Source organism: Sphingomonas sp. GW822-FHT03G08 (assembly GCF_058801135.1).
The window spans coordinates 1,024,042-1,037,374 of record NZ_JBXAMZ010000001.1 but is presented as its reverse complement, the minus strand read 5'-3'; the positions used below and the strand labels follow the sequence as shown (position 1 = coordinate 1,037,374).

Annotated in this window: 12 protein-coding genes; 6 read left to right on the top strand and 6 right to left on the bottom strand. The window is 66.5% G+C overall.

What is annotated here, in order from left to right; all coding sequences use genetic code 11:
* Positions 1 to 216 precede the first annotated feature (216 nt).
* Positions 217 to 1,548 (top strand): DUF418 domain-containing protein, encoded by a 1,332-nt coding sequence (locus AC1RJ5_RS04490; protein WP_493111934.1) that lies wholly within the window; start codon positions 217 to 219, stop codon positions 1,546 to 1,548.
* Here AC1RJ5_RS04490 and AC1RJ5_RS04485 read toward each other — a convergent pair.
* Positions 1,545 to 2,978: a patatin-like phospholipase family protein gene (locus AC1RJ5_RS04485; RefSeq protein WP_493111932.1), complete on the bottom strand. Its 1,434-nt coding sequence runs from the start codon at positions 2,976 to 2,978 to the stop codon at positions 1,545 to 1,547. The genes AC1RJ5_RS04490 and AC1RJ5_RS04485 overlap by 4 nt on opposite strands.
* Positions 2,979 to 3,138: 160 nt before the next feature.
* On the opposite strand from AC1RJ5_RS04485, the gene AC1RJ5_RS04480 reads away from it, so the two are divergent.
* On the top strand, positions 3,139 to 4,164 hold the full coding sequence (locus AC1RJ5_RS04480) for an aspartate-semialdehyde dehydrogenase (RefSeq protein WP_269574926.1): 1,026 nt from the start codon (positions 3,139 to 3,141) through the stop codon (positions 4,162 to 4,164).
* A gap of 4 nt (positions 4,165 to 4,168) precedes the next feature.
* A complete protein-coding gene (locus AC1RJ5_RS04475) occupies positions 4,169 to 4,621 on the top strand; it encodes a GFA family protein (RefSeq protein WP_342250582.1) in 453 nt (150 codons plus the stop codon).
* An 82-nt stretch (positions 4,622 to 4,703) separates the two neighbouring features.
* Here the strand turns inward: AC1RJ5_RS04475 and AC1RJ5_RS04470 are convergent, their stop codons facing one another.
* Entirely contained in the window at positions 4,704 to 6,542 is a 1,839-nt protein-coding gene (locus AC1RJ5_RS04470; RefSeq protein ID WP_493111929.1) for a methyl-accepting chemotaxis protein, read from the bottom strand.
* Positions 6,543 to 6,682: 140 nt separating this feature from the next.
* Entirely contained in the window at positions 6,683 to 7,333 is a 651-nt protein-coding gene (locus tag AC1RJ5_RS04465) for a hypothetical protein (protein ID WP_493111927.1), read from the bottom strand.
* Positions 7,334 to 7,493: 160 nt separating this feature from the next.
* Between AC1RJ5_RS04465 and AC1RJ5_RS04460 the strand changes: the two genes are divergently transcribed.
* Positions 7,494 to 8,840: a DUF418 domain-containing protein gene (locus AC1RJ5_RS04460; RefSeq protein ID WP_493111925.1), complete on the top strand. Its 1,347-nt coding sequence runs from the start codon at positions 7,494 to 7,496 to the stop codon at positions 8,838 to 8,840.
* Here AC1RJ5_RS04460 and AC1RJ5_RS04455 read toward each other — a convergent pair.
* The 3 genes from AC1RJ5_RS04455 to AC1RJ5_RS04445 form a co-directional block, all read right to left on the bottom strand.
* On the bottom strand, positions 8,764 to 10,260 hold the full coding sequence (locus AC1RJ5_RS04455; protein WP_493111923.1) for a DHA2 family efflux MFS transporter permease subunit: 1,497 nt from the start codon (positions 10,258 to 10,260) through the stop codon (positions 8,764 to 8,766). The genes AC1RJ5_RS04460 and AC1RJ5_RS04455 overlap by 77 nt on opposite strands.
* A 124-nt stretch (positions 10,261 to 10,384) precedes the next feature.
* Positions 10,385 to 11,494: an HlyD family secretion protein gene (locus AC1RJ5_RS04450; protein WP_493111921.1), complete on the bottom strand. Its 1,110-nt coding sequence runs from the start codon at positions 11,492 to 11,494 to the stop codon at positions 10,385 to 10,387.
* The gene (locus AC1RJ5_RS04445; RefSeq protein ID WP_269574933.1) at positions 11,487 to 11,909 is read right to left on the bottom strand and encodes a MarR family winged helix-turn-helix transcriptional regulator; all 423 of its coding nucleotides are present in this window, start codon (positions 11,907 to 11,909) and stop codon (positions 11,487 to 11,489) included. The genes AC1RJ5_RS04450 and AC1RJ5_RS04445 overlap by 8 nt, the downstream gene beginning before the upstream one ends.
* A gap of 190 nt (positions 11,910 to 12,099) precedes the next feature.
* On the opposite strand from AC1RJ5_RS04445, the gene AC1RJ5_RS04440 reads away from it, so the two are divergent.
* The gene (locus tag AC1RJ5_RS04440; RefSeq protein WP_269574934.1) at positions 12,100 to 12,543 is read left to right on the top strand and encodes a GFA family protein; all 444 of its coding nucleotides are present in this window, start codon (positions 12,100 to 12,102) and stop codon (positions 12,541 to 12,543) included.
* Complete coding sequence (locus AC1RJ5_RS04435) at positions 12,524 to 13,288, top strand: alpha/beta fold hydrolase (RefSeq protein ID WP_269574935.1); 765 nt, start codon at positions 12,524 to 12,526, stop codon at positions 13,286 to 13,288. The genes AC1RJ5_RS04440 and AC1RJ5_RS04435 overlap by 20 nt, the downstream gene beginning before the upstream one ends.
* The last annotated feature ends 45 nt before the right edge of the window (positions 13,289 to 13,333 follow it).

Genomic DNA, 13,333 nt, shown 5'->3' with positions numbered 1-13,333 from the left:
TTGGATCCGGTCCAGCCAACTCCTCCGTCACCCTGAACTTGTTTCAGGGTCCAACTTTCCGCGAGCGGTATCGCCTCGGGCACGTTGGATGCTGAAACAAGGTCAGCATGACGGCATGGGACGGAGGGCCGAATATCGATTTGGCTCAATATCTGCGACTCGACGCAGATATCTTGCTGACCTATCCTTCCCCTCGCTTCGGCGGGGGGAAGAGTGATGACGGATGCGACAGGGGCGGCGTTCGCGCCGGTGAGCGGCAAGGCACGGATCGACGTGCTCGACATGCTGCGCGGACTGGCGATCCTCGGCATCTTCTTCATGAACATCCCCTTCATGGGGGCGCAGCTTTCCAGGCTGTTTCGCGATCCGCGCCTGATCGGCTGGGACCCGCTAGACCAGGCGAGCTGGTGGGGAATCCAGGTGGTGCTGGAGGGTACGCAGCGCGGCCTGCTCGAAATGCTGTTCGGCGCCGGGCTGATGGTCTTCGCCCGGGTGGCGATGACGCCCGATGGACCAGTCGCGGTCGCCGACCTCTATCTGCGGCGCAACCTCTGGCTGCTCGGCTTCGGCATCTTCGATCTGTTCATCCTGCTCTGGGCGGGAGACATCCTCCACATCTATGCGCTGGCCGCGCTGCTGCTCTTCCCGTTCCGCCGGCTGAGCGCGAAATGGCTGGTGGTGCTCGGCCTGGGCTTTGCGCTCTACACGGCAGGCACCGGCGCGCTGCGCTATGTCGAGCGTGCGGCGCTGGTCGAGCGGGTGCAGGTCGCCGAGCGGAAGCTTGCCGCGCATCAGCCGGTGACGCCCGCGGAGAAGAAGGCGCTCGAGGAGTGGCGCAAGAAGGTCGAGCGGCTGCGCACCGGTGGCGACGAGATCAAGGGCATCGCCGAGATGGAGGCCAAGGGGCACGGCGGCAGCTTCCTGGCCTATGCCGGGATGCAGATCGGCTTCTACCAGATGTTCCTCTGGCCCGAGATATTGAAGAGCGTGGCCGAGGCGTTCTGCATGATGCTGATCGGCATCGCGCTATGGAAATGGGGCGTGATCCAGGGCGAGCGCAGCGCGCGCTTCTACCTGCTGCTGATGCTCGCCTGCTACATCCCCGGCATGGCCATGCGGGTGGTTGCGGGCCACGAATTCCTGTCCAATGTGCCCGGCCCCAAGCTGTTGTGGATGACGCAGGAATTCGCCCGGATGGCGGTGTCGATCGGCCATGTCGCGCTGGTCAACCTGGCGGTGAAGAGCGGGGTAGGGCGGGTGATCTTCGGGCCGTTCAAGGCAGCGGGACGAACCGCCTTCTCGCTCTATTTCCTGCAGCAGATCATTGGGATCTACATCCTCTACGCCCCCTGGGGCCTTGGGTTGTGGGGGCGGCAGAGCTGGTCGGACCTGGCGGGCACGGTGCTGCTGGTGATCGGCGGCCAGCTGCTGCTCGCCAATCTCTGGCTGCGTTTTTTCAGCACCGGCCCGCTCGAATGGCTGTGGCGCAGTCTGGCCTATCTGCGCTGGCAGCCCTTCCTCCGGCGCGCGAGTCCGGTGGAAGCCTAGCGCCGCCCCACCGCGCCCGGCATCGTCCCGTCCGGACGCCGGCACACCGCCCGCGTCTCGGTGCCGTCATAGTGGCACAGGTCGATCCAGGGCTCGCCGCCGGTGGCGCGGTTGCGGCCATAGTCCATCATGCAGTGCATGAATTCGGGGATGAACATCGCCCCACGCTTGGCTTCCTTGAGCGGGCCGCAGGTGATGCTGCCGTCATAGGTCGGCCGGTAGTTGCGATAACCGTCCGCGCTGACGAACCAGATCGCGCCGCCCGGCCGGCCGAGCCGCAGCGCGGCGATCGAGCCGACCTCGAGCTGGTTGACCATGATCGCCTGCCCGCGCTGGGCGGCGCGCAGTGCGTCGGCCTTCTTGTCGATCTCGGCGGGATAGCCCGGCATCACATCCTGATCGGGCGGCAGCCAGGTGGAGCCGTTGCGGATGACATAGATCTCGCCCGGCTTGGCGGGCGCGGCTTCAGGCTGGCGTCCGGTCAAGCGCGCGCGCTCCCGGCGGACGATCTCGCTCGCGACCCGCTGCGCATCCGCCACCGAGGCGAGGAACACCGACTGGCGCACGCCGCCGTCATAATAGGTCTTCCCGTCCACCCGCACCTGCTGGTAGAAGACCGGCACTGCCGCCGATGCCAGCGCTGCGCCCGCCAGGCACTGGGTCGCCCTGGCCAGGTCCGCATCGCTGTTGCCATAGGGCGCGAGCAGCTCCTGCACATCGACATAGCCGAACTCGCCCGAATTGGCTTCGATCAGCCCGAGCAATACCTTGCGCGTCTTGCTGTCGCGCAGCGTCCTGACGATGCACACCCCGGCGCGCCCCTGGGGCGATTTGGGATCGTAGATCGCCGGGCAGATGCGCTGCTCGAAGCGGCGGCGCAGCGGCTTGAGATTGGCCAGCGCGCCGTTGATCGCCGCCATCGCCTGCAGCCCCTCGCGATCGACGATGTCGCTTTCCTTCGCCGGCGAATAGGCCGCGGTCAGCGCAGCGCGGATCGCCACACCCTCGTCATCCTGCCGATCCAGCCCGGCGCCGACGAACAGCGATTGCAATGCGCCGGTACTCACCCCGGTCACCACCCCGAAATCGGGGAACTGCCGGTTCTCGACCAGCTGGTTCATCAGCCCCACGCCGAACGCGCCCCATTGCCCGCCGCCGGAGAGCAGCAGCACCGGCCGTTCGGGGGCAGGGGGGGCAGCAGGATCGGCGGCGAGCCGCGCCAGCTCGGCGGAAGCGAGCCGGTTGGCCAGCTCGCGCTCCGCCGGCGGCAGCGTCTCCAGGTCGAGCGCGCGGATCTGGCGCTCCAGCGGGGTCAGCTCGATCGGATGGATGAAGCTGGCGAAATTGGCGCAATCGAGCTTGAGCGCGCCCTTGAAGGCGCAGCTGCCCAGGCTCAGCCCCATCAGCACGATCAGCAGGATCCGCCGCATCATCCCCTCCACTCTTTTCGGGTCGGTAACAAAGTTACGTGAAACGCGTCTTGCGTGAAATCGACAAAAAGCCCAGCCATCGCGTGAAACAAGCAGCGCTTGCTTGCGCATATGCTGGGATGCGCGTAGCGCGGCCCCAGTTTCCACCCTGGAGTAAGTGATGGGCTACCGTGTCGTCGTCGCAGGCGCCACCGGCAATGTCGGGCGCGAAATGTTGAACATCCTGGCCGAGCGGGAATTCCCGATCGACGACCTGGCTGTGCTGGCCTCGTCGCGCTCGACCGGCGATATTATCGACTTCGGCGAGACCGGGAAAACCTACAAAGTCCAGAACATCGAGCATTTCGATCCGACCGGCTGGGATATCGCGCTGTTCGCGATCGGCTCGGAGGGCTCGAAGCTCTATGCCCCGAAGTTCGCTGCCGCCGGCTGCACGGTGATCGACAATGCGTCGCTCTACCGCATGGACCCGGACGTGCCGCTGATCGTGCCGGAAGTGAATCCGGAAGCGATCGACGGCTACAAGGCGCGCAACATCATCGCCAACCCGAACTGCTCGACCGCGCAGATGGTCGTGGCGTTGAAGCCGCTCCACGATGCCGCCAAGATCAAGCGCGTCGTCGTCGCGACCTACCAGTCGGTCTCCGGCGCGGGCAAGGCGGGCATGGACGAGCTGTTCGAGCAGTCGCGCAACATCTTCGTCGGCGACAGCGCCGAGCCGAAGAAGTTCACCAAGCAGATCGCCTTCAACGTGATCCCGCACATCGACAGCTTCCTGGACGACGGCTCGACCAAGGAAGAGTGGAAGATGGTCGTCGAGACCAAGAAGATCCTCGATCCGAAGATCAAGGTCACCGCCACCTGCGTGCGCGTGCCGGTGTTCGTCGGCCATTCGGAAGCGATCAACATCGAGTTCGAGGACGAGATCTCGGCCGAGCAGGCCAAGAACATCCTGCGCGAGGCGCCGGGCATCATGCTCGTCGACAAGCATGAGGACGGCGGATACGTCACGCCGATCGAATGCGTCGGCGAATATGCCACCTTCATCAGCCGAGTCCGCGAGGATTCGACGGTGGAGAACGGCCTGTCGATCTGGTGCGTTTCGGACAATCTCCGCAAGGGCGCCGCGCTCAACGCGGTGCAGATCGCCGAGCTGCTGGGCCGCCGTCACCTCAAGAAGGCCTGACCGGATGATAGCGGGCGGCTGCCGCTGCGGCGCCGTCCGCTACACCCTGGCAATGGACGACCTGCCGGCCGTCTATTGCTGCCATTGCCGCGACTGCCAGACGGGTTCGGGCAGCGCCTTTGCCGAGCAGGCGCCGGTGCGCGAGGCCGCGCTGGCGATCGTGGAAGGCGAGGTGGTGGATTTCACGCTGCCCACCTCGAACGGCGCCATCTCGCGCCACTTCGCCTGCGGCATCTGCCACACGCGTCTCTACAATGTGAACAGCGGCCGGCCGGGCCTGGCGATCGTACGTGCAGGCACGCTCGACCGCAGCGACGAGCCCAGCCCGCGCCTGCATATCTGGACCAGCCGCAAGCAGCCCTGGATCGTCATCGCCGACGACGTCCCGCAATGGCCGGAAAGCGCGCCGATGGCGGAATTCGCGGCGCTGCTGTTTCCCCGGGAAGCGGCGGAGTAGCGGATCCCCGGCGAAAGCCGGGGGCTCAGGGTTTCTCTGCCGTGCCGTTCCTGGCCCCCGGCTTTCGCCGGGGAACCGGAGATCAGAAGCTCGCCCAGGCCTCGGCATCGCCGATCGGCTTGGCCGGCGCCGGACGAGTGCTCGCCAGCGGCTTGAACCCGCGCGGAGCCGAAGCCGCGGCCGGGCGGCGCCCGCCATCGTCGATACGGAAGGTGCTGGCCTGCGCATCGAGGCGGCTCACCTGGTCGGTCAGCGCCCGCGCCGCCGCCGAGGTTTCCTCGACCATCGCCGCATTCTGCTGGGTCGCCTGGTCCATCGTGCCGATCGCGGTGCTGATCTCGCCGATCGCGGTCGACTGGGCCTGGTTGTCCGAAGCGATCGTGCCGAGCAGCTGGTGCACTTCGCCCACCGTATCGACGATCTCCGAAAGCGCGCCATCGACGCGCTCTACCGCGCCCTTGGCAGTCTCGACCTCGGCCTGGGTGACGGTCAGCTGGTCGCGCGCACGCTTGGCTTCCTCCTCGGCGCGCATGGCGAGCGCGGAAACGAGGTCGGCAACCACCGCGAAACCGCGGCCCGCCTCGCCGGCACGGCCCGCCTCGACGGCCGCGTTCATCGCCAGAACCCGGGTCTGGAACGCGATCTTGTCGAGCCCCTCGATAACCGAGTCGATGCCCTTGGCGCTCTCGCTCACCCGGCTCATCGCCTGCACTGCCTCATCGGCGGTCTCGCGGCCCGAGCCGACCACTGCGATCGCCGCATCGGCGCGGGTGACCGTCTGGCTCGCGGCATCCGCGGTGGCGCGCAGGCGCTGGTTCATCTGGGTGACGGCGGCCGAGGTCTCTTCCAGGCTCGCGGCATTGCCTTCGGTGCGGCGCGCGAGATCCTCCGACGCGGCGGCGATTTCCATCGAGCCGGTCTGGATCGCGCCGGTGCTTTCCATCACCGTGCCGATCAGCGCGCGCAGGCTGGAGAGCGCGCCGTTATAGTTGCCGCCCAGCTCGGCATAGTCGCTCGGGAAGTCCTTGCCGACATCGGCGGTCAGGTCGCCCCCGGCCACGCGCTCCAGCGCGCCGCCCAGCATCGCCATCGCCTTTTCGCGCTCGATTTCCCCCAGCCGGTGCTTGGCTTCGGCGGCGGCCTTGTCGTTGGCGGCGACGCGGAAGCGCTCGAGCGCGCGCGCCATCTTGCCGATCTCGTCCTCGCTGCGGCGGTCCGGGATCGTGACGGCGGTGTCGCCGGCCGAGAGATGCCCCATCGCCTCGGTCATCTGGGCGAGCGGGCGGAACATCGCGCGGCCGATCAGGAAGCCGATCGCGGTGACCAGCAGCGTGATCAGCGTTGCGGTGATCGCCATCGACGAGCGGACCGACTGGATCGCCGAGAGCACGTCGCTGCGCGGAATGCCGACATAAAGTACGCCGACTACCTTGCCGCTGGCGTCCTTGATCGGATCATAAGCGGTGAAGAACTGCTTGCCGAGGATCTCCGCGGTGCCGCGATAGGGCTTGCCCTGACCGAGAACCGAATCCTTCGCCGGCCCCGCCGCCAGCGGCGTGCCGACCGCGCGGCTGCCATCGGGCTTGAGCACATTGGTGGTGATGCGGGTGTCGCCCGCGAACACGGTCGCGGTGCCGCCGACCAGCCGCTTGATCTCGTCCACCGGCTGGGTCCAGCCGTTGAGCTTGTGCTCGCCGACATAGAGATCGGTGCCGTCGGCGCGGAAGGCGCCTTCGTCGTTCAGCACCTTCCAGGCGACGCGCATGTTGGTCTCCTGGCGCTCGGCCGCGACGCGCTCGGCGTCGGCGGTGAGCACCCGGTCGCTCAGCACGAAAGTGGCGAGCGCGAGCACCAGCAGGCTGGAGATCGTGATGATCGTGGTCTTGGTGGCGAGGGGAAGGTTGGCAATTCGGTCGCGCATGGAAATCTCGTTTGGCCACGCCAGGATGGCGCAGGAAAAAGCGGAATTTCCATCATTATAGGGCGGTTACACGGTTACATGTTGCGGGTGCGAAGTTACGCAAGTGTAATAATTTGTTGCGCGTGCCGTCGCGGCGGAAATCAGCCGCCGCAGCTATAGTCGGGCGGGTAGATCGAACGGCCCAGGTCCTTGCGCACGCGCCGGGCGAGGTCGGTCGCCTCGTGGTTGCCGAGCTTCTCGGCACTGTCCAGCACATCGGCGAGCGGGCCCGAGCAGCCGCCGGCCTTGTTGAGCATCGCGACCATCCGCGATGCGCGGATCGCGCCATCCTCCGGGCCTTCACGCGGCGGCAGGAACCAGCCGAGCTGCAGGGCGGGAAGGGCGCGCTCGTCGTCGCGATAAGCCTTCTTGTCGACCGGATCGATCACCTTGGTGCCAAGCAGGATCGCACCCGCCGCCGCAGCCATGGTGCCGACGCGCGACGGGCTGGTGGTCACGCGGGCAGGATCGGGCATCGCATAATAGCTGAGCAGCAGCGCGGCGAGCGCACGGGCACTCTGCTTGTCCTCGACCAGCGCGAGTGCGTCGGGATCCACTTCGATGCGGTCCACCCGTGCGCGGGCGAAGACACCGCGCTCGTCGGCCGGGATGGTGGCCAGGGTGAAGTCGCCGCCATTGGGGGTGAGTTCGTGCAGCGCGACGTCGAGCTGCTCGATGGGGGCAGGGCGAGGTGCGCCGGCAGCACCCAGCAGCAGTGCGGCCGAAGCCAGGGCAAGTCCGCGTCCCAACATAAGCATCCCCTCCATAAGGGTGCGATGATAGCGCCGATCGGTGACATTCGCGAGCTGCTTCGACCGGCGCCGACCCGCGCACGACGAAGCCCGATATTTACGTGGAATTGACTGATCCAGGTTAGACCGGTCCCTTCTCTGGGGTGGGTCGCAACGCGTGGTGGAAACGGGCAATGCCGAATTGGCGCCGGTGCGGGGCAAGGCCCGCATCGATGTGCTCGACATGCTGCGCGGGCTGGCGATCCTCGGCATATTCTACATCAATGTGCCGTACATGGCCGCCAGCGTCTGGACCTTCTCGGCCGATGTCCGGCTGATCGGCTGGAGCGCGGCGGACCGCGATGCCTGGTGGGCGGTGAACCTGTTCTTCGCCGGCACCCAGCGGTGCCTGCTCGAATTCCTGTTCGGCGCGGGCATGATGGTGTTGGCGCGCAAGGCGATGGAGCCCGACGGGCCGGTCGCGGTCGCCGACCTCTATTATCGCCGGAACCTGTGGCTGCTGGCGTTCGGGCTGTTCGACGTGTTCGTGCTGCTCTGGCCGGGCGATATCCTCCACATCTACGCGCTCGCCGCGCTGTTCCTGTTCCCGTTCCGCACGTTGGGGCCAAAGACGCTGGTTGTGTTGGGGCTCGGCTGGGCGGTGTTTACCGGGCTCGGCATCCCCGAATATGGCGCGCGCGAATATGTCGCGCGAACCGAGCTGGTGCAGAAGGTCGAGGCGGGCGACGCAGCGGCGCTGACCGAATGGCGCAAGCTCGAAACCCATGCGCCCGATGTCCAGGCAGTCGCCCGCGAGCATGCGGCGCATCAGGGCGGTTGGCTCCCCTATGCCAAGAATGCGTGGCGCTACTGGAGCTATCTCGCCAGCGAATGGCTGGTCTGGGATGTGCTCGAGGCGTTTTGCACGATGCTGATCGGCGTCGCGCTGTGGAAATGGGGCGTGATCCAGGGCCTCAGGAGCGCGCGTTTCTACCTGTTGCTGATGGTCGCTGGCTACGGGTTCGGGCTCACCGCGCGCTGGATCGGGCTGGCCGAGACGCTCAGCTTCTCGCCCGGTCCGCGCAGCTTGTGGATCACCGGCGAGTTCGCCCGGATGGCGATCGGCCTCGGCCATCTCGCGCTGGTCAATCTGGCGGTGAAGAGCCGGAGCGGCGCAGCGGTGCTGGGCTTGTTCAAGGCGCCCGGCCGCATGGCCTTCTCGCTCTACTTCCTCCAGCAGATCGTCGGGATGTACATCCTGTTCGCGCCCTGGGGTTTCAACCTGTGGGGCCGGTTCGGCTGGGCCGAGATGGCGGCGATCTCGACGATCGGGATCGTCGCACTGGTCGCCTTCGCCAATCTATGGATGCGCCACTTCGTCAGCGGCCCGCTCGAATGGGCGTGGCGCAGCCTGGCCTATGTGAAGCCGCAGCCTTTCCGGCGGGCGGAGCTCAGTGCCCCGCCGCAGCCGGATCATTCTCCACTTTCCCGCCCGGCTTCTGCAGCAGCACCACCAGCGGCACGCTGATCGCGGTCACGATCGCCATCAGCCAGAAGTCGTTGAGATAGGCGATCATCGCCGCCTGGCGGTTCACTTCGGCGTCCATCATGCCGGTGATCATCGCGCCCTGCTGGCCCATGCCCTGGATCAGCGAGCCCATGCCGTTCATGGTCGTCGCGGTGACGTGCTCGCCCAGATACTGGTGGCTGCGCTGGATATTCTGCGCCAGGATCGCGCTCACCGCCGAGATGCCCACCGACGCACCGATATTGCGGGTCAGGTTGAGCAGGCTCGATCCCTCGGTGCGGAAATGCGGGGGCAGGCCGGCAAAGGCCAGGCCGTTCAGCGGCATGAACACCAGGCCAAGGCCCAGGCCCTGGACGAAGCCCGAGACGATGAAGGGCGTGCTGCCCATCTCGATCGTCCAGCCCGACATCTCCCACAGCGAGACCGCCGCGATCGCCAGGCCGATGCCAACGGACCAGCGCGGATCGAGCCAGCCGCGCTGGATCAGCTGCGCGCCGGCGAACATCGTGATCATCACGCCCACGCCGCGCGGCATCAGCAACAGGCCGGTGTCGAACACCGAATAGCCGTACAGGCTCTGCAGCATCGGCGGCAGCAGCGCCATCGTCGCCATCATCACCAGGCCGATCACCATCATGAAGAAGATGCCGGTGACGAGGTTGCGATGCTTCCACAGCTCGCGCTCGAACATCGGGTTCTTGCCGGTGAACAGGTGGACGAAGAACATCCAGAAGGCGATGATCGACACCAGCATCTCGACCCAGATCTCGGTGGAGGAGAACCAGTCCTGGTCCTGCCCGCGATCGAGCATCAGCTGGAGCGAGGCGATGGCGATGGCGAGCAGCGAGAAGCCGAATGCGTCGAACTGGCGCTTGCGGATCGGTCGCGAGGGGAGGAGCCACCAGAGGATCGCGAAGCACACCACGCCCACCGGCAGGTTGACGTAGAACACCCAGCGCCAGTCGAAATTGTCGGTAAGATAGCCGCCGATCAGCGGGCCCATGATCGGGCCGACCATGATGCCCATGCCCCAGATCGACATCGCCTTGGGCTGGTCCTCGGGCTTGTTGATGTCGAGCATCACCGTCTGGCTCAGCGGGTTGAGGAACGCCGCGGTGATGCCCTGCAGGATGCGGAAGGCGACCATCTCCTCCAGCGTCTGCGCCGCGCCGCACATCGCGGAGGCGATGACGAAGCCGACGGTGGAGATCAGGAAGAGGTTGCGCGAGCCGATCCGGTCGGAGAGCCAGCCGGTGATCGGGATCGCGATGGCCGAGGCGACGATATAGCTGGTCAGCACCCAGTTGATCGTGTCGCGCGTGGCGCCGAGCGACGCCTGCATGTGCGGGATGGCGACGTTGGCGATTGTCGTGTCGAGGATCTGCATGATCGTCGCCATCATGACGCCGAGGGTCAGCAAGCCCTTGTACTTTACGGGCAGTGCTGCGCCGCCCCCCGATGGGGGGGCGGCTTGCGGGCGGGGAGGCGTAGAGGGAGACGCCTCACCCGCCCTGGTGGCGCGGCCGGGGGCTGCCGACGCCATGTTACTTGCAGGGGCCGTTGAACACGACCTTTACGTCGGCCGAGATGCCGGCGATCAGCGCGCGCGGGCTCTTCTCGTCGATCGCGATGCGTACCGGCACGCGCTGCGTCACCTTCACCCAATTGCCGTTGGCATTCTGGGCCGGGAGGACGGAAAATTCGCTGCCGGTGCCTGCGCCGAGGGATTCGACATGCCCTCGCAGCTCGAGGCCCGGATAGGCATCGAAGCCGACAATCGCGCACTGGCCGACCCGCATCTTGTTGAGATCGGTCTCCTTGAAGTTCGCATCGACCCATGCCGGCTTGTCCGAGACGATCGTCACCGCCGCGAGGCCGGTGATCATCTGCTGGCCCACCTGGAGGCTCTTGGTCTGGCTGACCACGCCGCTGACCGGCGCGACCACGGTGGTGCGCTGCAGGTCGAGCAGCGCCTTGCTCAGCTGCACCCGCGCCGCCGCGATTTGCGGGTTCTCGCCCGGCACCGCGGCGCCAGTGGCTATCTTGGCCCGCGCCTCATTGGCACTGGCCTGGGCATTCTGCAGCTGGGCACGTGCCTGCTCGAGCGCATGCTGGGCCGACTGGAAGTTCGCCCGTGTCGTGAAGCCCTGCTTCATCAGCGCGTTCTGCCGGTCGTAATTCTCCTGGGCGTTCTGGATCGCGTCCTGCGCCGCCTGGATGTCGGCGCCCTTGCCCTGGAAGCTCACCTGGTCGGTATTGAGCTGCACCTGCGCCGCGGCGATCGCGGCCTGGGCCTGGGCCACCGCGATCTTGTAGGGCTCGGGATCGATGCGGAACAGCACGTCGCCCGCCTTGACCGCCTGGTTCTCCTTCACCCCGACATAGACGATGCGCCCGGCGACGTCGGTCGAGACCGAGCTCTTGTCCTGCTGCACATAGGCATTGTCGGTCGACACGCTGTGGCCGCCGGTGAAGTAGAAATAGCCCACGATAGCGAGCAGGATCGCCGGCACGCCGAACATCAGCAGCGGACGCAGCAGCCCGCGCTTCGGCCTGGCCGGTGCCTCCGGCGCCTCGGGCACGGTCGTACCCTCGGTCGGGATGGTGATCCTGGTCTCTTCGGACTTCTCGATCTTGGGATCTGCGTCAGCCATTTGCGGCCTCTTTGCCCTCTTGAACGTTGCTCAGGTTCGCGCGGATCGCCTGGAGCGATCCGACCAGTTCTTCACGCTGCACGGAGCTCAACCCCTGAAGCGCGTCTTCGATCATCACCCCGGCCAGCTCCTGGAGCTCGTCGAGCACCGGATCGGCCTTGTCGGTGAGGTGGATCCGCCAGGCGCGGCGATCGGCGGGATCGCGGCGGCGCTCGACGAAACCGGCCTCCTCCAGCCGGTCGACCATCCGGCACGCGGTGATCGGCTCGACTTCGAGCTGCTCGGCCAACTGGCCCTGGTTGAGGCCGGGCTGGCGCGAGAGGATCTTGAGCGCGCGCCACTGCGCCACGCTCGCGCCGCTGCTACGCGCGCGCTCGTCGAAACGGCGGCGCAACAGGCGAGCGGTATCGCTCAAGAGGAATCCAAGACTCTCCGTCATAGCGCGCACATAATAAGCACACTTATAGATTGCAATCTGCAACCAGAGTGCATTGTGCGATGCGGCAATTGCGTTGGCTGCAATCATCCTTCCGTCATCCCCGCCTGCGCGGGGATGACGTCGTGTGGGGACGAAGAGACACAGAGACGACGAACGGAGAGGGACCATGGAGACGGAAATGACCGGCGGCTGCCAGTGCGGCCGGGTGCGCTATTCGGTGACGGTGCGTGACGACGAGGCCTATCTCTGCCATTGCCGCATGTGCCAGCGCGCCACCGGCGGCGTCTCGATCGCGTTCAAGAATGTCGCCAAAGCCGATGTCCGCTGGGAGCGCGAGCCCGAGCGCTACCCGTCTTCCCCGATCGCCCGGCGCGGCTTCTGCTACCAGTGCGGCACGCCGCTGACCTATGAAGCGCACGGCCATGACCGGCTCGACCTGACTGTCGGCAGCTTCGACGATCCGGACGGTTTCGTCCCCACCGAGCATTCGGGATGCGAAAGCTGGCACCGGGCGTGGCTTGACACGAGCCACCTGCCGGCATCACGGACCGACGAGAACCCGAGCCTCGTCAAACGCTGGATGGATAAAGTTGGCCGACTTCCCGATTGAAACGCATCGCTTCACCAGCTTCGACGGCGCCGAGCTTGCCTGGCATGTGATGGGCGAGGGGCGCGATGCGGTGCTGATCCACGGCTATGCCTCCACCGCGGAGATCAACTGGATCAAGTACGGCCATGCCGCCAGGCTCGCGGAGAAGGGCTTCCGGGTGATCATGCCCGATCTGCGCGGGCACGGAATGAGCGCTGCGCCGCACGATGCCGCCAGCTATCCGCCGGATGTGACCGCGCGTGACGGCCTGGCGCTGGTCGAGCATCTGGGCCTCACCGACTATGACCTGGGCGGCTATTCGCTCGGCGCGCGCACCACGGTGCGGATGATCGTCGACGGCGGCGCCACGCCGCGCAAGGTGATGCTCGCCGGCATGGGGCTTTCGGGCCTCACCGCCGCCTCGCGCACCGGCACTTATTTCCGCCGCGTGCTCACCAATCTCGGGACCTTCGAGCGCGGCTCGAGCGAATGGCTGACCGAAGCTTTCCTCAAGACCTCCAAGGCCGATCCGCTGGCGCTGCTGCCGGTGCTCGACACCTTTGTCGATACCCAGGAAGCGCATCTCGCCCGGCTGACCGAGGAGACCTTGGTCGTCGCCGGCGTGGAGGACGATCATAACGGCTCGGCGCATGAACTTGCCGACCTGCTGCCCAACGCCACCTTCGTCGAGATTCCAGGCAACCACATGAGCGCCGTCACCCGGCCGGAGCTGGGGCGCGCGATCGCCGATTTCTTCGCGGCTTGACCGCCCGGGAACGCATCTCCATCGTCGGCCCCATCCAGATATAAG

Excerpts from the sequence above, each read along its gene's own strand:
- AC1RJ5_RS04490 (WP_493111934.1), top strand. The coding sequence starts at position 217 with ATGACGGATGCGACAGGGGCGGCGTTCGCGCCGGTGAGCGGCAAGGCA.
- AC1RJ5_RS04485 (WP_493111932.1), bottom strand. The coding sequence starts at position 2,978 with ATGCGGCGGATCCTGCTGATCGTGCTGATGGGGCTGAGCCTGGGCAGC.
- AC1RJ5_RS04480 (WP_269574926.1), top strand. The coding sequence starts at position 3,139 with ATGGGCTACCGTGTCGTCGTCGCAGGCGCCACCGGCAATGTCGGGCGC.
- AC1RJ5_RS04475 (WP_342250582.1), top strand. The coding sequence starts at position 4,169 with ATGATAGCGGGCGGCTGCCGCTGCGGCGCCGTCCGCTACACCCTGGCA.
- AC1RJ5_RS04470 (WP_493111929.1), bottom strand. The coding sequence starts at position 6,542 with ATGCGCGACCGAATTGCCAACCTTCCCCTCGCCACCAAGACCACGATC.
- AC1RJ5_RS04465 (WP_493111927.1), bottom strand. The coding sequence starts at position 7,333 with ATGTTGGGACGCGGACTTGCCCTGGCTTCGGCCGCACTGCTGCTGGGT.
- AC1RJ5_RS04450 (WP_493111921.1), bottom strand. The coding sequence starts at position 11,494 with ATGGCTGACGCAGATCCCAAGATCGAGAAGTCCGAAGAGACCAGGATC.
- AC1RJ5_RS04440 (WP_269574934.1), top strand. The coding sequence starts at position 12,100 with ATGGAGACGGAAATGACCGGCGGCTGCCAGTGCGGCCGGGTGCGCTAT.